The organism is Sphingomonas sp. P2_B6 (assembly GCF_056404755.1).
Genome location: NZ_JBFUDK010000009.1, coordinates 29208 through 51034 on the forward strand (window position 1 = coordinate 29208; position 21827 = coordinate 51034).

At 62.8% G+C, this 21827-nt stretch carries 20 protein-coding genes; all 20 read left to right on the forward strand.

Annotation, left to right across the window (positions count from 1 at the left end):
* The first annotated feature begins 42 nt into the window (after positions 1–42).
* The 20 genes from AC1DX5_RS14030 to AC1DX5_RS14125 all read left to right on the forward strand — a co-directional run bounded on the left by AC1DX5_RS14030 (position 43) and on the right by AC1DX5_RS14125 (position 21825).
* Positions 43–426 (forward strand): VOC family protein, encoded by a 384-nt coding sequence (locus tag AC1DX5_RS14030; RefSeq protein ID WP_478016096.1) that lies wholly within the window; start codon positions 43–45, stop codon positions 424–426.
* A gap of 108 nt (positions 427–534) precedes the next feature.
* Complete coding sequence (gene dut, locus AC1DX5_RS14035; protein ID WP_465169762.1) at positions 535–981, forward strand: dUTP diphosphatase; 447 nt, start codon at positions 535–537, stop codon at positions 979–981.
* Positions 981–1358: a hypothetical protein gene (locus AC1DX5_RS14040; RefSeq protein WP_465169763.1), complete on the forward strand. Its 378-nt coding sequence runs from the start codon at positions 981–983 to the stop codon at positions 1356–1358. The genes dut and AC1DX5_RS14040 overlap by 1 nt, the downstream gene beginning before the upstream one ends.
* Positions 1355–2179 (forward strand): HesA/MoeB/ThiF family protein, encoded by an 825-nt coding sequence (locus AC1DX5_RS14045; protein ID WP_465174168.1) that lies wholly within the window; start codon positions 1355–1357, stop codon positions 2177–2179. Before AC1DX5_RS14040 ends, AC1DX5_RS14045 begins: the two co-directional genes overlap by 4 nt.
* 119 nt (positions 2180–2298) lie before the next feature.
* Entirely contained in the window at positions 2299–2511 is a 213-nt protein-coding gene (locus AC1DX5_RS14050; protein ID WP_465174169.1) for a hypothetical protein, read from the forward strand.
* A gap of 168 nt (positions 2512–2679) precedes the next feature.
* Positions 2680–3780 (forward strand): GDP-mannose 4,6-dehydratase, encoded by a 1101-nt coding sequence (gene gmd, locus AC1DX5_RS14055; RefSeq protein ID WP_478016097.1) that lies wholly within the window; start codon positions 2680–2682, stop codon positions 3778–3780.
* A 236-nt stretch (positions 3781–4016) separates the two neighbouring features.
* Entirely contained in the window at positions 4017–4982 is a 966-nt protein-coding gene (locus tag AC1DX5_RS14060) for a GDP-L-fucose synthase family protein (protein WP_478016098.1), read from the forward strand.
* Between the two features lie 161 nt (positions 4983–5143).
* Positions 5144–5845, forward strand: a complete 702-nt coding sequence (locus tag AC1DX5_RS14065; protein WP_478016099.1) for a polysaccharide biosynthesis/export family protein — start codon at positions 5144–5146, stop codon at positions 5843–5845.
* A gap of 158 nt (positions 5846–6003) precedes the next feature.
* Positions 6004–8109, forward strand: coding sequence for a GumC family protein (locus AC1DX5_RS14070; RefSeq protein WP_478016100.1), 2106 nt, complete (start codon positions 6004–6006; stop codon positions 8107–8109).
* Positions 8110–8258: 149 nt separating this feature from the next.
* On the forward strand, positions 8259–9326 hold the full coding sequence (locus tag AC1DX5_RS14075; RefSeq protein ID WP_465174170.1) for a tetratricopeptide repeat protein: 1068 nt from the start codon (positions 8259–8261) through the stop codon (positions 9324–9326).
* A 64-nt stretch (positions 9327–9390) separates the two neighbouring features.
* A complete protein-coding gene (locus tag AC1DX5_RS14080; RefSeq protein ID WP_478016101.1) occupies positions 9391–10731 on the forward strand; it encodes an O-antigen ligase family protein in 1341 nt (446 codons plus the stop codon).
* A 42-nt stretch (positions 10732–10773) separates the two neighbouring features.
* On the forward strand, positions 10774–11820 hold the full coding sequence (locus AC1DX5_RS14085) for a glycosyltransferase (RefSeq protein WP_465174172.1): 1047 nt from the start codon (positions 10774–10776) through the stop codon (positions 11818–11820).
* Between the two features lie 10 nt (positions 11821–11830).
* Complete coding sequence (locus tag AC1DX5_RS14090) at positions 11831–12649, forward strand: FkbM family methyltransferase (RefSeq protein ID WP_465174173.1); 819 nt, start codon at positions 11831–11833, stop codon at positions 12647–12649.
* A 27-nt stretch (positions 12650–12676) separates the two neighbouring features.
* Positions 12677–13978: a hypothetical protein gene (locus AC1DX5_RS14095; protein ID WP_465174174.1), complete on the forward strand. Its 1302-nt coding sequence runs from the start codon at positions 12677–12679 to the stop codon at positions 13976–13978.
* Between the two features lie 107 nt (positions 13979–14085).
* Positions 14086–16083 (forward strand): acyltransferase family protein, encoded by a 1998-nt coding sequence (locus AC1DX5_RS14100; protein ID WP_465177155.1) that lies wholly within the window; start codon positions 14086–14088, stop codon positions 16081–16083.
* Positions 16080–17252: a glycosyltransferase family 4 protein gene (locus tag AC1DX5_RS14105; RefSeq protein ID WP_465174175.1), complete on the forward strand. Its 1173-nt coding sequence runs from the start codon at positions 16080–16082 to the stop codon at positions 17250–17252. The genes AC1DX5_RS14100 and AC1DX5_RS14105 overlap by 4 nt, the downstream gene beginning before the upstream one ends.
* Positions 17253–17462: 210 nt before the next feature.
* Positions 17463–18236, forward strand: a complete 774-nt coding sequence (locus AC1DX5_RS14110) for an FkbM family methyltransferase (protein ID WP_478016102.1) — start codon at positions 17463–17465, stop codon at positions 18234–18236.
* Positions 18215–19360 (forward strand): glycosyltransferase family 4 protein, encoded by a 1146-nt coding sequence (locus AC1DX5_RS14115; RefSeq protein WP_478016103.1) that lies wholly within the window; start codon positions 18215–18217, stop codon positions 19358–19360. The genes AC1DX5_RS14110 and AC1DX5_RS14115 overlap by 22 nt, the downstream gene beginning before the upstream one ends.
* A 33-nt stretch (positions 19361–19393) precedes the next feature.
* Complete coding sequence (locus tag AC1DX5_RS14120) at positions 19394–20656, forward strand: glycosyltransferase family 4 protein (protein ID WP_465174178.1); 1263 nt, start codon at positions 19394–19396, stop codon at positions 20654–20656.
* Positions 20653–21825, forward strand: coding sequence for a glycosyltransferase (locus AC1DX5_RS14125; protein WP_478016104.1), 1173 nt, complete (start codon positions 20653–20655; stop codon positions 21823–21825). The genes AC1DX5_RS14120 and AC1DX5_RS14125 overlap by 4 nt, the downstream gene beginning before the upstream one ends.
* Positions 21826–21827: the final 2 nt, after the last annotated feature.

Here is a 21827-nt window from a genome sequence, read left to right on the forward strand (position 1 = left end):
CGATCGCCACGGTATTTCGCCCGCACTTGAGGGAGAAGAATCATGGCGGGTTACATGACGCTCGGCGCCCTGGATTCGGCAAAATCCAGTGCTTTTTACGATGCGACGCTGGCGATCATCGGCTGGTCCTCGCACATGTCCTTCGGGGAATGGCGCGCCTATTCCGAGCGCGGCACCGGCGAGGGATTCACGGTCTGGATCTGCAAGCCGTTCGATGGCGCGCCGGCCAGCGCGGGCAACGGCACGATGATGGCCTTCAACGCGAAGTCGCCCGCCGAGGTGGATGCGTTCCACGCAGCGGCGATGGTGCATGGCGGCAGCTGCGAAGGCCCGCCCGGACCGCGCCCGGACTATGGCCCCAAATGGTACGCCGCCTATCTGCGCGATCCGACGGGCAACAAGCTGGCGGTGGTGTGCAACCAGTGACGGGGGCAAGTGACGGGGGCAAGTGACGGGGCACCGGCTCAACCCATTCTTTGCCCCGACGAAGCGGAACGGCCTTCAAAAAGGCGGATTGAGCGGTAGGAAGGGGGCATGACCTCTTCTCTGTCGATCCACATCAAGCGCCTGCCGCACGGCGACGGCCTTCCCCTGCCCGCTTATGCGACGGAGGGCGCCGCCGGCATGGACGTCGTCTCCGCCGAGGACCTGACTCTCGCACCGGGCGCGCGGGCCGCGGTCGCGACGGGTTTCGCGGTGGCGATCCCGCCGGGCTATGAGGTGCAGGTGCGCCCGCGCTCGGGGCTGGCGCTCAAGTTCGGCGTCACCTGCCTCAACACGCCGGGTACGATCGACAGCGACTATCGCGGCGAAGTGAAGGTGATCCTCGCGAATCTCGGCCAGGAGGATTTCGTCATCGCGCGCGGCGACCGGATCGCTCAACTCGTTCCGGCCCCGGTCCAACGCGCCGTGCTGGACGAAGTCGAGACGCTGGAGGATACCGTACGCGGAGCCGGAGGATTCGGCTCGACTGGGCGTTGATGCTGTTCTTTCTCCTTCTTCAGATCGCCTCGCCGGCCGTGCCGGCCGACTGGTCCACGCTTCCTTCGCTGCCCGCCGCGATGGCGCCACAGGTGACGCCGCCGCTCACCCGCTTCGTGGCGGACGAAGTCGCGGCTGGGCGCTGCGTCCAGCCGAAGCCGGCCGACGGCCATTATGTCCTGAAGGTCGATGTTGCCGCCCTGATCGGTACCGACGGGTCGATCCGCCGTTCGCTGCCCCGCGCGATCGATTGCCCGACGGTCGAGCAGTACAGCGCCGGCCTCGTCGTCGGCGCCGCCCGGGCCAATCCCCAGCCCCATGCCAGCGCGACCGATCTCTGGTACCGCGCGACCATCGTCTATGACTGGCGCGGATGAGCCTCACTGACGCCGAGCTGGAGCGCTATGCCCGCCACATCGTCCTGAAGGAGGTCGGCGGAGCCGGCCAGCTAAAGCTGCGCCGGGCGACGGTCGCGATCATCGGGGCCGGCGGGATCGGGTCGCCCGCGATCCAGTATCTAGCGGCCGCCGGTGTCGGCCGGCTGGTCGTGATCGACGACGACCATGTCGACCTGTCGAACCTCCAGCGCCAGACCCTGTTCGGCGCCGACGATATCGGTGCGCCCAAGGTCGAGGCCGCCACCGCCGCAGTCGCGCGGCTCAACCTCGGCGTCGCGGTCGAGACACATCGCACCAGAATCGACGCGACCAACGCCCGCGACCTCATCGCCGGCGCCAATGTCGTGCTCGACGGCACCGATTCGTTCGCCACTCGCCTCGCCGTCGCCGATGCCGCGCTCGCGCTGCACATCCCGCTGGTCTCGGCCGCCGTGGGCCAGTTCGAAGGTCAGCTCGGCCTGTTCCGCGGGTGGGAAGCCGACAAGCCCTGTTATCGTTGCTTCGTCGGCGGCGATCCCGACCGGCCCGAGACGAGTTGCGCCGAGGCAGGCGTGCTCGGCGCGATGACCGGCGTGCTGGGCAGCCTCGCCGCGCTCGAAGCGATGCGCGCCATCATTGGCTTTGGCGAGGACAGCGCGGGCAAACTGCTGTTGGTGGACGCACTGGCCTTCCGCTTCCGTACTCTCACCCTTCCCAAGGACCCCGGCTGCGCCGCTTGCGGCCAGCATGACCCTGAGCCCGTTCGCGCCAAGGGGAGTCCGTCTTCGTCGAGTCCGGAAATGAAAACCCGCCTGGCCTGATGGACGGGAGATTGATTTTCATTCACGACGTTGCAGGCTGAGACCGGTAAACGACCTCGAATCAGATCGAGAACCATAGGGAGGAAAAGGCTCGCATGCGCATATTCGGCTTATGGTGCATGGCGTTCAAACATAAGCCCGCAGCCGGGTCCAGGCGCGGTTTCGAAGGCAATGTCTTCGCCCGGTGCAAGGTCTGCTCCGGGGAGTTGTTCCGCGATCCCAAGACCGGCAAATGGCGCAAGTCCAGGCCGGAGGATCACCGGCCCCGCAAGCTCACGCTGTTCGGCGAAGAAGGCACGCCCGAGCGGCGCGTACGCGGATCGCGTCGATAAGCTGCTGCGCGCCGCGGCGTCTACCCGGTCAATCGGCAAGCCCATGCCAGCCTCGGCGGGCACCGCAAACGGCTCGGCGCCGACAGTAGAACTGGACCCCATGCCCCAAATTGGTAAGGCAGGCTGAACTGGTACGATCGCGGTCGCGCCAAGCATGGAGCTGTATCGATGACCAAGACCGCCCTGATCACCGGCGTCACCGGGCAAGACGGTGCGTATCTGGCTGAATTGCTGCTGTCCAAAGGCTATGACGTGCACGGCGTGAAGCGTCGCTCGTCCTCGTTCAACACCGGACGCATCGACCATATTTATCAGGACCCGCACGAAAAGGGCGCGCGGTTGCATCTCCATTATGGCGACATGACGGATTCGACGAACCTCATCCGGATCGTCCAGGAGGTAAAGCCCGACGAGATCTATAATCTCGCCGCGCAGAGCCATGTGCAGGTCAGCTTCGATACCGCGGAATACACTGCCAATGCCGATGCGATCGGTACGCTGCGCCTGCTCGAAGCGCTCCGCCTGCTGGGGCTGCACGAGACAACCCGCTTTTACCAGGCCTCCACATCCGAGCTGTACGGACTCGCCCAGGAGGTGCCGCAGTCGGAGACGACCCCCTTCTATCCGCGCTCTCCTTATGCCGTGGCGAAGCTCTACGCCTATTGGATCACCGTCAATTACCGCGAAGCTTATGGCATGCACGCGTCGAACGGCATCCTGTTCAACCATGAAAGCCCGTTGCGCGGCGAGACCTTCGTGACGCGCAAGATCACCCGTGCCGTCGCGGCGATCCATCTCGGGCTGCAGGATATTCTCTGGCTGGGCAATCTCGATGCCAAGCGCGACTGGGGTCACGCGCGAGACTATGTCGAGGGCATGTGGCGCATCGTTCAGCAGGACAAAGGCGACGATTTCGTGCTGGCGACCGGACACACCCAGACCGTCCGGTCCTTCGTAGAACTGAGCTTCGCCGAAGTCGGCATCGAGATCGAATGGACCGGTACAGGCGTCGAAGAGGCTGGCCGATGCACCAGGACGGGCAAGCCGCTGGTCAAGGTCGATTCACGCTATTTCCGCCCGACGGAAGTCGATCTGCTGATCGGCAACCCTGCCAAGGCCAAGCGGGTTCTGGGCTGGGAAGCGACGACCACTCTTGCCGAGCTCGTCTCGGAAATGGTCCGCGAGGACCTGAAGGTCATCGCGCGCGAGGCCGAGACCCGCCGGCCCGACGAGGAGCGACCGAGCTCGCTGTACGCGATCAAGGGCTGAATATCCGCTCGACCTGCTGACCAACCTGCCCGCATTCAGCGAGATCGAACGCGCGGGCGCGAGGGTGTTCGGAATGCCGCTGCGGGCATCGTCCGCGCCTTCGCCGAATGGCGTGCAGGCGAGATTGCGGGCGCCTGTGCAAGCGCCTATCCGCGTGCGGCGATCATCGGCGATAGGCGAAATTGCTGTAAGGCGCACGGCGCCTTCAACCAGAACAGGGATGTGGCAAGATCAAGATGAGCGACGTGTTTTCCCTGACCGGCAAGCGAGTCTGGGTCGCCGGCGAGCGTGGCATGGTCGGCCGGGCGATCGTCCGGCGCCTTGCGAACGAACAATGCGAGATCGTCTCACCCACGACGCGTATCGACCTGCGCGATCAGGCGGCGACCTTTGCCTGGATGGCGGCCAACCCCGTCGACCTGATCTTTCTCGCCGCGGCGAAGGTCGGCGGAATTGCTGCCAACGACTCCTTGCCGGCAGAATTCCTGTACGACAACATGATGATCGAGGCGAATGTGATCGAGAGCGCGCGCCGCACCGGTGCAGCAAAGCTCGTGTTCCTCGGATCGTCCTGCATCTACCCGAAACACGCCGACCAGCCGATGCGCGAAGACGCGCTGCTGACCGGCCCGCTCGAGCCGACAAATCAATGGTATGCGATTGCCAAGATCGCCGGGATCATGCTCGCTCAATCCTATCGCCGCCAATATGGGTGCGACTATATCTCGGCCCAGCCGACCAACCTGTATGGACCCTTCGACAATTTCGATCTGCGGGGAAGCCATGTCCTGCCCGCGCTGATCCGCAAGGCGCACGAAGCGCGGCTGGCTGGCGCCGCAACCCTGCCGGTCTGGGGCAGCGGTACACCGATGCGTGAGTTCCTGCATGTCGACGACCTGGCGGATGCACTGGTCTTTCTCGCCAAATCCTATTCAGGCGAGGAGATCGTCAATGTCGGATCGGGTGACGAGATCAGCATCGGCGATCTCGCCCGAATGACCGCCGACATCGTCGGCTTTCAGGGCGACATCGTGTTCGATGCGTCCAAACCGGACGGCACGATGCGCAAGCTGGTCGACACCGGCAAGCTGAACGCGCTTGGCTGGAATGCGCACCGTTCGTTGCGTGAGGGGATCGCGGACACCTATCGCTGGTTTTTGGATACGGGTAACGTCGTGCGAATGGGCACAACAGCCGCCTGATTGCTGGCGCGAAATTGCCCCGCGACCGGCCTTTCCCGCCGTGATGCAGCGTGCGGCAGGGTTGACGGACGGAGCCGCGCGGTTAAAGGTTCGGGGGGCCTATAACCACATAAACCGGCGGCGATAAATCGTCGCGATTCGTCACGCGTAGGATATTCAGAATGACAATCATGCATCGTCTGCGCACGATGGTCGTGGCCCTACTCGTCCCGGTTGTCCTGGCTGGTTGTTCGACCGGGCGAGGCGGTTCGGTTCCCTATGAGGTCAAGGATTTCGGGCGGCCGGATGCTCCGGTGGCAGCGGCGGCGGACGTCGAATACCGGATCGGCGCGCTCGATCAGCTCGCGATCACCGTGTACCGTGTTCCTGATCTTTCGGGTGAGTTGCCGGTCGACGCCAGCGGCAAGATCACGATGCCGCTGATCGGCGAGATGACCGCTGTCGGAAAGACTTCCGCGGAGCTCGCCAGCGATATCAAGAAAAAGCTCGGCGAGAAGTACATCAACAACCCCGAGGTTCAGGTCATCGTCAAGTCGGCGTCCAGCGCACGGATCACGGTCGACGGTGCCGTTGGCGCGCCCGGCATCTACCCGATCGCCGGCCCCACCACGCTGCTCCAGGCCGTCGCGATGGCCAAGGGCACGACAGAAGATGCCAACCCGCGCCGCGTGGTCATCTTCCGTCAGATCAACGGTCAGCGCCAGGCCGCGGCGTTCGATCTCAAGTCGATCCGTCGCGGGGAGATGTCCGACACACCCGTCTTTGGGGACGATATCGTCGTGGTCGACGGATCCGAATCCAAGAGCGCGTTCAAGAACGTCGTCCAGACCATTCCATTGCTCGCCCTGTTCCGACCCTTCTAAGTCCGCGATCTTAAAGACGAAATGGATTGCTTCCCGTTATGACCGATACGATCCAAGCTTTCCGCGGCAGTGGTCCTACATCGCTTCCGACCGCCCAGACCGGCGGCGCGGTTTCGACCGCACTGACCCTTCCACCGCCTGAGACGCCAGAGTTCGAAATGAACCTGCGCACGATCCTGCGAATCCTGCTGAAGTGGCGTTGGTTGTTCGTGGCATTCGTGGTCGCTGGCCTCGCCGCTGCCACCGCGATGACATTGCTGGCGACACCGCTCTACCGCGCGACCTCGACGATCGAGATTAAGCGGCAGGAATCGCAGATCATGAAGGAGTCTTCGCTCGAGCCGGTCGCGGTCAACGACCCGGCGGCGATGGCGACCCAGTTCGGGCTGTTGCAGAGCCGTGACCTCGCAGTGCGTGTAGCGCAGCGCCTGAACCTGGCGTCGAATCCGGCCTACGCACCCCAATCGCTTCCACGCGAAGCGCGTGAGAACATCGCGGTAGGACGGTTGCGCAGCGGGTTGAGTGTGGCACCGGTCGGCAACAGCCGCCTGATGAACGTGAATTTCGTCAGCGCTGACCGTAACGAGGCGGCGCGCATCTCCAACGCCTTTGCAGACAGTTTCATATCGAGCGGGCTGGAGCGGCGCTATGACGCGACGGCTTATGCCCGCAACTTCCTGCAGCAGCGCATCGCCGCAGTGAAGGCAGCGCTTGATCAGTCCGATCGTGCGCTTGTCGCCTATGCGCGCCAGCAGGGGATCGTGAACATCGAGAGCGCGCCGGGACCGGACGGCCGTCAGGGTACTGGAACCTCGCTCGACGCCTCCTCTCTGACTGCCCTCAATGGATCTCTGTCCGCAGCACAGGACGCCCGGATGGCTGCCGAGGGTCGGTACAGGGAGGCTCGCGGCAACGGCATGACGACCGAGGCCCTCACCAACCCGACGATCAGCGCGCTGCAGGGAGAGCGTACCCGCCTGTCCGCCGACTATCAGGAGAAGCTGGGTATCTATAAACCCGACTTTCCCCAGATGAAGGACATGCAGGCCCGCATCGGCGTGCTCGACGCGCAGATCGCGCGCGAGCGAGCGGCCGTTTCCAGCGCCCTCCGGTCGGAATATGAGGCAGCTCTGTCTCGTGAAAACGCGCTCAAGAGCCGCGTGAACGAACTCAAGGGATCAGTGCTGGATCTGCGCGACCGCAGTATCCAGTACAATATCCTGCAGCGCGAGGTGGATACCAACCGCTCGCTCTATGACGCGCTGCTCCAGCGCTACAAACAGATCGGCGTCGCCGGCGGCATTGGCGAGAGCCAGGCTTCGGTGGTCGATCACGCGATCCCGCCGGGCGGTCCGTTCAGCCCGCGTCTTGGTACCAATTTGATCATGGGCCTGCTGATCGGCGCGCTGCTCGGCATCGCGGTGATCCTGGCGATCGAATATATCGACGACACCATCAAGGTGCCGGAGGATGTCGAGACGAAGCTGAAGGTCAGCGTGCTCGGCGTGATCCCGAAGCTGGCTCGCGACACGACCCTGATCGAGGAACTGTCGGTCTCGCGATCGAAGATATCCGAAGCCTATTTTACCGCCCGGACCTCGCTCCAGTTTTCGTCGCCCGAGGGCACCCCTCGCGTACTGCTGGTGACGAGCACCAAGCCTTCGGAAGGAAAGTCGAGCTCGGCACTCGGCCTGGCGCAAAGCTTCGCCAAGGTTGGCCTGAAGGTTCTCCTGATCGACGCTGACATGCGCAAACCGTCCTTCACCGCCAAGGAGGGCGACGGCACTGGCCTGTCCGCACTCCTGGCGGGCGGCAATCTCGCGGAGCCGAAAATACTGTCGACCAACGTCACCAACCTGCATCTGCTACCCAGCGGGCCGATCCCGCCCAACCCGGCCGAATTGCTGGCGAGCCAGAATCTGCCGCGGCTGCTCGCGATCATGCGGGAGCGTTTCGACCTGATCGTGGTGGACGGTCCGCCGATCCTTGGCCTGGCCGACGCGCCGCTGCTTGGCGCGGCATGCGACGGGACGGTGGTGATCATTGAATCCGGCGCGATTCGCCGGCCTGCGGCACTCAACTCGATCAAGCACCTGCGCGCTGCCGGTGCCCGGGTGATGGGTGTGGTATTGACCAAGTTCAACCCGAAGTTCGAAGGCTATGGCTATGGATACGGCTATGGATACGGCTACAGCTACGGCTATGGTGCCGATAAGGGCGAGAACGAAAAGGATCGGCAGCGGCGCATCGAGCTGATGTCGTAAACGGGATGACGGCAACAGGGGGAAGCAGGACCAGGTCGGTCGGGTTCGCGCTTCTCGGCGCGTCGGCAGCGGCGGTTGGACTTGCGGCGGCCCTGGCTAATCTGGTCAGTGCATCGGTGAGTGATGCGCGTCCGACGGGGTTGGCGGGCTTGGCGAAGGACAGCGTTGCGGCGCTGCGTCATGAACTTGCCGCCGAGCTCGCGCCAGCTAACGGCCCCAATATCGCGATCAATGCTCCCGACAGAGCCGAGCGGCTGCTGGTCGCCGACCCGCTCGATCCCGTGGCACTGACCTATCTCGGGCTTGCTGCGGACCGAAAGGGCGACACGATCCGCGCCCGGACACTGATGACACTGGCCGTGCGCAGCGACGGGCGCGCCCTTCGCGCTCGGCTCTGGCTCCTGGATCAGGATCTGCGCCACCGCGACTATCGCGCGGCGATCGAGCATTTCGACCGGCTGGTGAGGATCGGTCCTCCCGGGACCGCCGCGCTGATCAATGCGATGGCCGGCGTTGTCCGCGATCCCGCGAGCCGCGCGCCGCTGGCTCGCAAGCTGGCGACCAACCCGCCGTGGCGCGCCACCTTTCTGTACGCACTCAACCAGCAGGGCGTGTCGCCCGACGTCATCTATCAGCTGACACCGCAGGACTCGGCCAAGAGTCAGGTGCTGTTCGAACAAGCAGCGCTGCTTCAGTCGCTGCTGAAGAACAAGGAATATGAGCGCGCCTATCTGGCTTGGATCAATTTCCTGCCTGAATCATCGCTCAAACAGCTCGGTCCGGTCTATGATCCGCAGTTCCAGAAGCTTCCTGGACCTTTGCCATTCAATTGGCAATTGACCGACAGTGCGGAGGGATCGAGCGAATTCAGCAAACCGCACGGGCTGAACGTTTCCTATCTGGGTGGTAGTGCCACGCCCCTTACGGAACAGACATTGCTGCTGTCGCCGGGCCGTTATCGCCTGACAGCGGTCGCATCTGGCTCCGATGAAAACAACCAGCTTTCATGGACGGTAACCTGTCCGGGTGTCGGTGAGCCTTTGCAAACGATGAAGATCACTGGCCTAAACGGTAACCATCAACGCTACACCACCCAATTTGATGTCCCGGCCGCCGATTGCGGTGCGCAACGACTCGCTCTGATGGGGTCGCCTGCCGAGTTTCCACGGACCACGAGCGTGCTGTTCGAGTCGGTCATGGTCGAGCTGGTGAAATGAAGCGATGAAACCAAGATCCACCACTCGCCGTTCGACCCGCACAGTCGCCACGACACCGGCGACGATGATCGGTCAGTTGCTGATCCCCGGCTTCATGGCACTCTGTATCCTGCTGGGTGGATCAAGCAGCGGCGGCCATCTGGCCAATGCGATGCTGCAACTGATCGCTGCTCTCCTATTCGGGTATAGCGTGGCACGTTTCGGGGCGACGCCCTTGTCACGGACGTCGACATTGCTCATCGTGATTGTTGCGAGCTGGCTCCTGTGGACATGCCTGCAGCTGCTGCCTCTGCCCCCGTCGATATGGGTGCTGGCGCCGGGCCGCGATGTTCTGGTGCAGAGGCTCGCGGCGGGCGGAAATACGCAGCCCTGGCTACCGCTATCGCTGCATCCGGCCGGCACGATCTCGCATCTGGCGTCCTTGCTGCCGCCCTTGGCGATCGGCGCCGCGATCCTGTCCCGTCCCGCCGCCGATTCAAACGGGCTCCGATGGCTCATTCCCCTTCTGGCTGTAATATCGCTGTTGCTCGGCGTGGCCCAATTGATCGGCGGGGTTACATCCCCCCTGTATTTCTACAGCACGAGCAACCAGGGCCTTCCTGTCGGCCTGATGGCGAACGCGAACCATCAGGCGACGCTGATGCTATGCGCGATCCCTTTTGTCGCATCGCTGGCCGGCTCGGAAAGGACGGTCGGATCCAAAGGCCAGGGTCGGGAGCTGCTTTTCGCGGCGATGGTGGCGATGTTCCTGATGGGTATCGCCATCTCGCAGTCCTATGCAGCCTATGTGCTTGCCCTGCCGGTCACCGTCGCAAGCTGGGCGATCGCCAGGCCACGTTCGCTTGGGCCTGCACGCTATATCGGTACCGCGATAGCGGTCGTGACAATCGGAGCCCTTGTCGCAGTCATCGTCATCGGCCCCGCTATCGTCATCGATCCGGCCTTGTCGCAAAGCCAATTGTCGCGACCAGCCATGTACAAGATCGCGGCAAACGCCCTCTGGCATTTCTGGCCCCTGGGAAGCGGCCCCGGAAGCTTCGTGCCGGTCTTCAAGCTGTTCGAAGAACCGGGCATGGTGACCAATTTCTTCGTCAACCACGCCCATTCTGACTATATTGAGTTCGTCCTCGAAGGCGGCATCGTCGGGGTGCTGGTAATAGCCTGCCTGGCTCTCTGGTGGGCCCGCCGCGCAGCGACGATATGGTTTGTCCGGGCGCCGACCAGAATTGATCGCGCGGCGGTGGTCGCGAGCGCCGCCATCCTGGCGCACAGCATGGTCGATTATCCGGCGCGCACGAGTGCGATCGCGGCGATCTTGGCGGCCTGTCTGGCGCTGATGGCGCCAAGGCCCGACGTGAAAAGCGAAGAAGCCTCATCAGGTGGTCGACACCTGAAGGCCGAATGAGCACCCCGCAATGACGGCTCTTCACCGCGATGGGCATACCCGGTGATCGCGCAGTTCGACGTGAACACCATCTGGCGTCGGAAATTCGGCCAGGCGCTTCAACGCCGCAAGCCGGACACGCTTTTGTTCGCCCCCCGCGCCTGGAGATCTGTCGGCGCGATGCCCGAGGAGGAAGGACTGACCCCCGTCTCCCTGCCGCCGGGCTGGGCAACCCGCACCGCGATCCTGGCGATGCCGATCCTGCTCCGCCGGGCCAGCGCGCTGGCTGCGGCACGACGCGGGAAGATCGACACAGCGATCTTCACTTCTTTCCACTATCTTCCCCTTGCCAAACGCCTTCGCCACCAGGCCCGCATCTTCTATTATTGCTCCGACGATTATCGCAGCTATGTCGGCTGGGACGGTGACGCGGCAATCACGCAGGAAGCGGAGCTTTGCCGGATCGCCACCTTGTCCATCTTCGTCAGCGCCGCCCTGCGCGACCGCGCGGTGGCTGAATATGGCCTCGATCCGAGCGCCTGCGTCATAGCGCCCAATGCATCGGAGCCGCGCTTTATCGACACGACCCCGCGCCCTGTGGAACTGGCCGGATTGCCAGGCCCCGTCTTCGGCACCGTCGGCGTGTTCAACGACCGGATCGATTTCGGCTTTCTTGATCGCCTGGCCTGTTCCGGCGAGGTCGGTTCGCTCGCCCTGGTCGGGCCGCTACAGGATTGCCCTGATCCCGACGGATTGATCGCGCGGCTACGCGACAACCCCAAGGTCCATTGGTTCGGCGCCCGTCCACACGATCAAATTCATGCATGGATGTCCGGGATCGACATTGCCGTGATCCCCTATGCGCCGACCCGGTTCAACCATTTCTGCTCGCCGATGCGGCTCTGGGATCATCTCGCGATCGGCCAGCCGATCATCGCGACCGATGCCTGCGACCAGATCGTGCGGCAGGATGGCATTTTCGTCGTCGCGCCGGGTGACGCGCTTGATCGATCGATTCGCTCTGCTAAGACGGCCGCGGCGCGGGGGCGACGCCCGCGCCTTGAAAGTTGGGACGACCGCGTGGCGTCGCTGGCGCCTTGGATCAGTTAGGAAACACCGCGTGATCGCCAAACAGATCCGCCAGCTGATGTCGTGGCATGCCGCGACCCGTGCGCCGTTCAGCAACGCCCTTTACGTCTTCTGCCGGCGCTATGTGATGGCGTGGAGCAACGCCGAGACCGACATCGATCTGAATGGCGAGCGCTGGCTGGTCGAGACGATCGCCAAACGCGCTCCGGAAAAGGATGCAGTATTCGTCGATGTCGGCGCAAATGTCGGCGACTGGAGCCGGCTGGTGCTCGACTACGCGCCCGGCGCGAGGCTGATTGCGTTCGAACCCGTGCCACAGGTCCGCGAGCGACTCGCTGCCAATCTGGCGCGTGGAGGGGCCGAAATCCTGCCCTACGCCCTGTCCAACGCGGTGGGCACCGTCGAAATCAACTATACGCCTGGCAATTCGCATTTTTCGTCGATCGAGACGATCGGCGAGGATATGTCGATGGCGAGCGAAGTCGTCGAAGTACAGCGTCGCACCGGAGAGGACGTCTGCGCGGAACTGGGCATCACCCATATCAGGTTCCTCAAGGTCGACACCGAGGGGCACGATCTCAAGGTGATCGAGGGCTTCCGGAGCCTGATCGATGCTGGCAGAGTCGACGTGATCCAGTTCGAATATAATTACATGTCGATCTTCTCGCGAACCTTTCTGCGCGACTTCTTCGCGTCGCTCGCGCCACAGATGCGGATCGGCCGGCTGTTGCGTGACAGAATCGAGTATTTTGAATATGCGCCGGCGCTGGACAATTTCATTCAGGCAAACTTCATTGCCGTTCGAGCCGATCTTGCGGAAGGCCCAYTGTCCTTCCTTGCGCGTCGATAACCCCATGACAATGGTGGAGAAACGCCTGTGAGCCCTTCGCTGATGATCCTGTCGGGGCTGATATTGGCATTAGGCGCCGTGCCCCTTCTCGCGCCACGCAAGATGTTCGAATACCCCTTCGTCGTCGGCATGTTCCTGTCGGTGTGGCTTCTGCCGCAGGCTTGGGCGGTCGAAAAGGACGGCTTGGCCGATCCGTTCGATCCAACGATCGCCTGGACCTATATGACCCTTGCGATCATCTTTCTCTTCGTAGGATATCAGCTCGGGCGCATGCTGGGCAAACAGACTGCCGAGAAGAAGCAGGCCGAAATCGCGACGATGTACAGCGAGAAGCGCATGGCGCAGGCGTCGCTGGTCCTGATCCTGGTCGGCGCTGCCGGCTTCTTCATGATGACGCGGACCGCCGCGTCAACCACCTATGAAGGCGGGTGGACCGGCATCGTCCTCGTCTACGCGATGCTGGCCCAAGGGCTGGTGTTCGGCGCCGCGCTGAATTTCCTTATCTTTCTCAGGACGAGAAGCCGCATCTCGCTGATCCTGTTTTTAATCGCCGCGGGGATATTCTCCCCGGGCCTGCTCGTCGCCGTCAAACGGGAATTCATCTTCGAATTCGCTATCATCGTTTTCGGTAGCCTCTTTCTCGTCCGCAACTTCGTCATGCCGAGGTTCTTCCTCTTTGCAGCCTGCCTGATCGGCGCTTTCATCGTCAACCAGGCGGGCATGTTGCGTGGCTATGTAAAGAACAACGATACGACGCTGGTTGGCGCGCTTACCTCTGGCGAGGTACTTTCGGGCGAATATGGCAAGAATATGCAGGTCGCTGCCGCGCCCGAGATCACCGGCGCGGTGACGGACATCGCGATCGCCACTGACCTGGGCGATTATCGCCCCTTCGTATCGCTATATAACGGCATGATGTCCCGGTACTTTCCCGCGCTCATATTCGGGCGTGAGGCGAAAAATGCAGTGATGATCAAGACCGCAGATAATCCGCTAAGCAACCGCTACTACGCCGCCGGCGCAACCAGAACGGGCTTTTCCGACACCTTTCTCGACTATTGGTATTTCGGTGTCTTCGCTTTCGCTCTCTTGGGTGGGATCTTCGGCTGGCTGTTCAGCATGGCATCCGTAGGCGGCCTCAGGGATCAGTATCTCTATGTGTCCCTGCTGGGTACCGGCCTCCACGGCATTACGCATGCCTTTCAGGAATTCATCTGCTCGTTGCCGTTCCTGCTGCTCGTCGTCTGGCTGCCCTTCCGCTACGCGCGCATCACCATTGCCGAAGGGAAACGCCTGAAGCTTGCGCCCCAATTGCAGGGCGGATCGTGAGCCCGACCGCTATTTCGAGCGGAGGCACCGACATGTCGATGCGCAGCATGTTCACCTGATGCGTTTCGCCCGTTCTCGACGGTCGCTGGCGGCCTGACGTGACGACCATGGCGGGTCGTGCGACGATCAAATACCGACGGGACATCGACGGCCTCAGGGCGCTTGCTGTGCTGCCCGTGCTGCTCTTCCATAGCGGCCTTCCCCTGTTTCAGGGGGGCTTTGTCGGCGTCGACATATTCTTCGTGATCAGCGGATTTCTGATAAGCAAGATTATCTGGACGGAGCTCCAGGAAAACCGATTTTCGGTCTTGCGCTTCTACGAGCGCCGCGCTCGACGCATCCTGCCCGCGCTGTTCGTCGTCATCGCGGCCTGTTTCCTGATCGGTTACCGGCTGATGCTGGCGACGCACTATGACGGCTTCGCCCAATCCGCCATTGCCGCCGTCCTGTCGGTGAGCAACATCTTTTTTTGGCGGCAGTCCGGATATTTCGCGCCCGATCTCAATTTCGCTCCGCTCCTGCACACGTGGTCGCTGGGGGTTGAGGAGCAATTCTATCTGTTATTCCCCCTGATCCTGATTCTGGTTCGTGGCGCGCCCATGAACATCAATCGAGCCCTTTGGCTGCTCCTTGTCGTCGCCTTTGCGGGAAGCGTCTATTTGTCGTTTACCCGTCCCTTTGGAGCCTTCTACCTGTTGCCGGCCAGGATCTGGGAGCTTTTGATTGGAGCCTTGCTTGGCATAGGTGCCGTCCCGCCATTGACGCGTCGGGCGAGCGAATGGGTCGGACTGGCCGGGTTGGCGTCGGTGGTCGGATCGGTATTCCTGATCAATGCCCAGCAGCCCTTTCCGGGCTTTGTTGCTCTTTTGCCATGCCTCGGCGCTGCTGCGCTGCTGCACAGCGGCGTCCAGTCAACCGTCACCGCGCGCCTGTTGTCCTGGCAGCCGTTGGTATTCATCGGACTGATCTCCTATTCCCTTTATCTCTGGCATTGGCCGATCTTTTCGTTCGCGAGGATGCTCACCGCAGCGATCGATCTCGGATGGCAAGCGATCCTCGGCGCCCTCCTCACCTCCTTTGTTCTGGCTACGGTGAGCTGGCACTTCGTCGAGCGCCCGTTTCGAGACGCCCGGCGATGGCCAGCAAAGGCGATCGCGCGCTTTTCGGTGGGCGGTGCCCTGGTTCTGATCTCGGCCGGATTTGTCGTCACTTGCTTTAACGGCCTGCCGGCGCGCCTTAGCCCGCCCGTGCTGGCGGCGCAGGCTGCGGCGCTCGACATCGACCCCCTGCGTACGCCCTGCACCGGCTATGAGACTGGCGGCCGTTCACGGGAATGCCGGTTCGGCCCAGGCCAGGGAGACCCCAGCTATGTGATCATCGGTGATTCGCATGCCGCGGCACTGCGTCCGGCGATCGAATATGCGATGGCGGGCAAAGGTCGGGGCACCCTATGGTGGTACCAGGGATGCCCGCCGCTGCTCGGCGCGGAGATGGTGCCGATGAATGACCCGGCATGCGACGCCTTCCGTCAGCATTTCCTGGCCGACCTCGCCCGTTCGCCTTCGATCCATACCGTCTTCCTCGCCGGACGCTGGGCTCCGTTGGTGAGCGGGACGGTGCCGGAGGTCGGCGGTACGTTGCGGACCTTCCTCAGGGACGAGATGACGAGTGTCCCCACCGCGCAAGAGACGTTGCGGGTCTTCGAACGCTCGCTCGATCGCACGATCCATCAGATGCGGGCGTTGGGTAAGACGGTTGTCGTTATCGGAAGCGTTCCCGAACCAGGCTTCGACGTACCATCCATACTGGCACTCGCGCGCCATAACGGCGTCGGACAGGTCCGGCTGAACACGATGGAACGTGCCCGACTAGCTGACGCCCCCGCCGGCACCGTCCTCGACATGATCTCCAAGCGACAAGGAGCTCTCTACGTGCCATTGCTGGCACCCTTCTGCGCTGTGGTTTGCGCGCTGGAATCGGATGGTCGCCCCCTCTACAGCGACAGTAACCATCTTTCGCTGCATGCGGCCCGCGATGTGCTCGGGCCCTGGTTGAAAGATACTGGATTGCCTCAAAGCGCTCCGCAAGGAGAACCGCGCCGGTGAAGACGATCCTGATCCAGCCTGGCGCGCGGCACGGCTATGCCCTTGCCCGCTTCCTTCAAAGGGCAGGCGCGCTGCAGGCGCTCTATACCGACTTTGCCGTCGCGGAAGGGTCGATCGAGCAATTTCTGGTAAAGGCCGCGATGGCGGGTCATTCAAAAGCACAGCCCTTGTCGCGGCGCGTGGTTTCTGGATTGCCGCGCTCAGCGCTGCGCCGCCTTCCGATGGGCTCTCTGCTCGCCAAGAAGCGCGCACCCGACGAGCCTGAACGATGGGCGTTCCGGGAGCGCGACCTGCGTGAAGCCGATGTCATCTATTCCCAATATTTCGCTGGTGGATTGCAGTTCGACGAATTGACGACGCACGGCGCAAGGTTCGTCTCGGACGTATTCATCATGCCCTCGGCCCATCGGATCGTGAACCGCGAGGCAGAGAAATTCCCCCAGTGGCGCGAGACGCCCTACTCGCCTGAGGCGGCCGCGGCCCTTGATTTGGTCAGCCAGGCGATGATCGACCGTTCGGACGGCCTGTTCTGCCCTTCACGGAGCGTGATCGACGATGTCGCCACCTATAATCCCGCAGCGCGAGCCAAATGCCGACTGGTTCGATACGGGTCCAGCCTCACCTTCGAACAGCCCAACGATCCGATCCCCAAGCGCGTGCTGTTCGCCGGCTCGATCCATCTCCGCAAAGGGCCACAATATCTCGCGCTCGCCGCGGCGAAGATCGCCCACAGCGATCCGTCAATCCAGTTCATTTTCGCCGGCGGGGTGACGGCTGCGGCGGCGGAGCAGCTTCGCGCCCCGAATATCGAGATACTGGGGCATATCTCGCGCGACAGGATGCGCGCCGAGTTCCTGCGCGCCGACATTCTCGCTTTCCCATCGCTGGCCGAAGGGTCGGCGGGCGTCGTGCTCGAGGCGATATCCGCTGGACTGCCGGTCGTCACCACGCGCGAGGCAGGGGTCGATTTCAGCGACGGCGAGAGCGGAATCCTGGTTCCTCCGACCGATGTGGATGCGCTGACCGACGCCATCCTGGCAATTGTTGGCGACCGGCGGCGGCGCAATACGATGGCGCGGTCAGCGCGTGCGGAATTCATGGCGTATGATGAACGCGCCTGGGAAGACGCCTTTGTCGGCGCGTTGCGGGAGTTTTCGCGCGATGGCTGAAAACACCGATCTGCCGACCGCCCTGGATTCGAAGGCGCGGCCAGGAAGTTGAGGCAGGACAGATCGAATTCCAGCTAATATAGACGCGTTGACAGGAGAATCTCACGATGGACCACGCTTGCAAAAACCGGTCCGAAGGTCTCGCTTGAAATGGCTGGCTTCGGTTCGAAACTAGCCCGCAACGCGGCCAGCCTTGCTCGCGATCCCGCCATGGTCGGAGAGTATCTGGCGTGGATTGCCAGTTCCGCCCGATCGGGGGGCAATCCCTCCCGGCATCTGCTTGACGGCATCGAAGTGGGCGGCTTCTCCAGTTTCTCCGAATATCACTCGGTGCCCGAGTTCATCAACGCGGCGGAGCGGCGCTTCTTCGAACAAAGCTCGTTCGGCGACGGGCCGATCATCGACGTCGGCGCGAATATCGGGCTGGTCAGCCTCGTGCTCGCGCGCCGGTTCCCGGATCGGACCATTCACGCATTCGAACCTAATCCGACGACCTTCGAAACGCTCGAAGCCAATATCGCGCGCAATGGCGCGAAGAAGGTGTCCTGCCATCGCTATGCCGTGTCGGATGCGGATGGAACGGTGATGTTCGACAACGACCCGGTCAAACGCGGCACAGCGAGCATCAGCAAGGATGGTGGCGGCCATGCGGCTGAAGTGCCCGCGACGACGCTGGACAGCTTCGCCGCCAGGCACGGGATCACCGACATCGGCTTGCTGAAGATCGATGTCGAAGGATATGAGACGCTCGTCCTACGTGGCTCTCGGCAGGTGCTGAACAAGATTCGCCCGGCGGCGATCTATTTCGAGGTATGCCCGGCCCTGACCGAGCGTGCTGGCTTCGACCCCGCCGACCCGGCGCGGATACTGCTTGACGCTGGCTATGACCTTTATCGGTTGACCGACAGCGGCGCGCTGACGCACGCGGCGATCGACGAAATATCGGGCATCGCGCTGGAGAATTGGCTAGCCACTCCGCGATGAAGCTGCTCGCCTATGTGCATCTGCGCCGGATTCATAACGCCACCGGTGCAGGACGCGTCATACGAAACATCGTGGAACAGCTTGATCTCCTGGGCCAGGACGAGATCAGAATCCTGGCCGACCGTGCTGATCGTCGCGAGGTGATTCCAAAGGTTGGGAAGCCTTGGAGCGACTATCGCTATCTCGACTTTTCACTGGACACGTCCTGGCAGCAAGCCTTGTGGATCGCGACTGATCGACCGCGTGCCGAGCATTGGTGGCCGGACGCCGAGATCGTCTACTGCACCAGCGAATCCTACGTACCGACTCGACGCGCGAAGAGCGCGGTCACGCTTCACGACGCGTCTTATTTCGAGCCCAGCGCCCTGCCCCGCGATTCGGGCTTCGCCCGGCAAAAGGCGAAGTGGCAGATGTTGTACCGCAAGCTCGAACGCAAGGTGGACATGTTCCACACTGTCTCGCAGTTCTCCGCCGAACGCATCGCGCATTTCCATCCGGCAATGCGGGATCGTCTCCGCGTGGTTCACAATGGCGTAACCGAGCGCTTCTTCCAGCCGCCTGACGCAGCGGGTCAGGCGGAGCTGGGACACCTGGGCCTGAGCGGTCGGTCGTTCATCCTGTTGCCGGGTGGCCTGTCCTACCGCAAGAACGCCGATGTCGCGCTGGCGGCATGGCCCATAGTGCGAGCGATGCACCCCGACCTCCTGCTGGTCGTTACGGGCCAATGCACGCCCGGCTATGCCGAGCGGGCAAGGGCGGTCGGCGCATCGATCATCATGCCGGGCTTCGTCAGCGACGATACGCTTTGCTCGCTGTATCACGCAGCCCAGCTCGTCTGGTTTCCTTCGCTTTACGAAGGTTTCGGCATCCCGGTGATCGAAGCGATGGTCTGCGGCACCGCGGTGGTCGCCAGCAACAGTTCCTCGATCCCCGAAGTCGCGGGCAACGCAGCCTTGCTGGTCGATCCATCGTCGCCCGCCCAGCATGTGGCGGCGCTGGACAGCCTCCTGTCCGACGATTCGGCCCGCGCCGAGCTGGTCGCCCGTGGGTTGGAACGCGGCGCCGGATTCACCTGGAAGGCGGCGGCTACCAGGCTGCGGGGCTATCTCGGTGCGTTTGCCTGAGCAAGATCATCGCCCACAAAGTTTCCCTCGCGGTTGCAACAAAACCGCGATACCAGCCTTGAGTACGCAGGGAGCGGTAATATTCGCGTAGCGATCGCCTTCGACAATTTCGGCCCATATCATATCGCCCGTCTCGCCGCGGCGGCGAAGGAGGTCGATGTTCTTGCCGTCGAGCGGGCGTCGACAAGCAGTCTTTATGCGTGGGATTCTCCTGACGCTCCCGAAGGGCTCGCCCGGGTCGTGCTGAGCACGACAAAAAATTCGGATCGCCCCGGCGACATCTTTGCCGCGATCGATGAAAAGGTAGGCCCTTTCAAGCCGGACGTGATCGCGGTTCCCGGATGGTCGTCCCAGATGGCGCTTGCCCTCGCGAGCTGGGCGGTCGCGCGCAATATTCCTGTCATAACGATGTCCGAGACGAACCCATGGGATTTTCGGCGCAAATGGGCCACCGAGTTCCTGAAGCGGCAGGTTTTCGAATATTTTACCGCTGGCCTTTGCAGCAGTGACGGGCAGGCGGCGTATCTCCACACACTCGGCTTGCCGTCCGAGGCGATTTTTCGCGGTTATAACATTGTCGACAACGGCTATTTCCGGCGGATGGCAAATGCCGCCCGCGATGCTGCGATGCCCCTAGGCAATCGGGACGAGCGTCTTCCCGAGGCGGCGCGGGGTCGCTATTTCCTCGCGTCAAACCGCTTCATCCCCAAGAAGAACCTCGCCGTCGTCCTCGATGCTTATGCCCGTTTCCGGCAAGCCCGTACCGATGACCCCGCAGATTGGCCGTTGGTCCTGCTCGGTGACGGAGACCTTCGCGCACAACTGGAGCGGCAGCGCGCGGCGCTGAATCTCGAGGGCCATGTTCATATGCCCGGCTTTCGGCAGTATGACGCTTTGCCGGCCTATTACGGAACTGCGGGGTGTTTCGTCCACGCCAGCACGGTCGAACAATGGGGATTGGTAGTGAACGAGGCGATGGCGTCGGGTCTGCCGGTTCTCGTCTCGGACCGGTGCGGCTGCACCTCGGTGCTCGTTCGCGACAGCGTCAATGGATTCACTTTCTCCCCGTTCGACACAGAGGCACTGGTTACGGGAATGAAGGCGATTGCGGCCACCGAAAGTCTGGCCGCCATGCGAGAAGCAAGCCGGTCGCTGATCGCGGCATGGGAGCCGAGCCGGTTCGGGCAGGGTATGGCCGATGCCGCTCGTTACGCGGTGGCAACGCCGCGCAAGCGCCCATCAGCGATGGCGCGAATTGCGATCGGTTTCGCAATGTGGCGGCGGTCGCTGCAATGACCGGCAGTATTCGCCCGTTGAACCTCGGTATCCTGACCGCATCGCTTAGTGCGGAGGCCGGCGGCTTGTTCGAATCGGTCAGGCTCCCGGCGAATTTGATGCATAATCGCGGACACATCGTGTCGGTGTACGGCGTCGTCGACGAGGGCCTGAACGTCGGCCGCGATGCATGGAAGGTGGATCGCTTTCGCGCGTTTCCCGTGGTCGGGCCGAAACGGTTCGCCTTTGCTCCCGGATTGGGCCGCGAGCTCAGCGCAAACCGCTACGATGCCCTCCACCTGCATGGCCTCTGGAACTATTCTTCCGTCGCCGCGCGTCGCTGGAACCGGCGGAACGAGGGCGCTCTGGTCATTTCGCCACATGGCATGCTCGACCCCTGGGCACAGCGAAACAGCCATGTGAAGAAGCGCGTCGCGAAATGGGCGTTTGAAAATGCCAATCTGCGCGGCGCCGCTGTTCTGCGTGCCTTGTGCTGGGCGGAGGCCGATGCCATCGAAGCGCTGGGTCTCGGGGTGCCGATCGCCGTCATTCCCAATGGCGTCGCGCTGCCCACGGACGAGCCGGAATCTTCATCCGCGAATCCGTCGCGGAAGAAACTGCTTTTTCTTGGGCGGATTCACCCGAAAAAGGGAATCGCCGAGCTGATCGAAGCATGGGCGATCGCGGGGAAAGCGTCGCGCGCAATCCGCGACGACTGGGAGTTGCAGATCGCCGGATGGGACGACGGCAATCATCTCCAGCAACTCACGCGGCTTGCAGAGGAGCGACAGCTCGGCAATGTGACATTCCCGGGCCCCTTGTACGGGCAGGAAAAGCAGGCCGCTTATGCCCAATGCGATGCGTTCATCCTGCCATCCTATAGCGAGGGCATGCCCATGACCGTGCTGGAGGCATGGGCCCACCGCAAGCCGGTCCTGATGACCGATGCATGCAACATACCGGAGGGGTTTGTTGCCGGCGCGGCCTGTCGCATCGACAACGAGCCCGGCGCCCTGGCCACCGCGCTTCAGTATCATCTGGATCAGCCGTCCGCTCTGGTGAGGACTGGCGAGCGCGGCCGTCGGCTGGTGGAGGAACGTTTCACCTGGGAGCGAATCGTGGATCAGCACATCGGGCTGTTCTCGTGGCTGGCAGGCCGGGGGCCGCGCCCGCATCATATCGCGAGCTGATC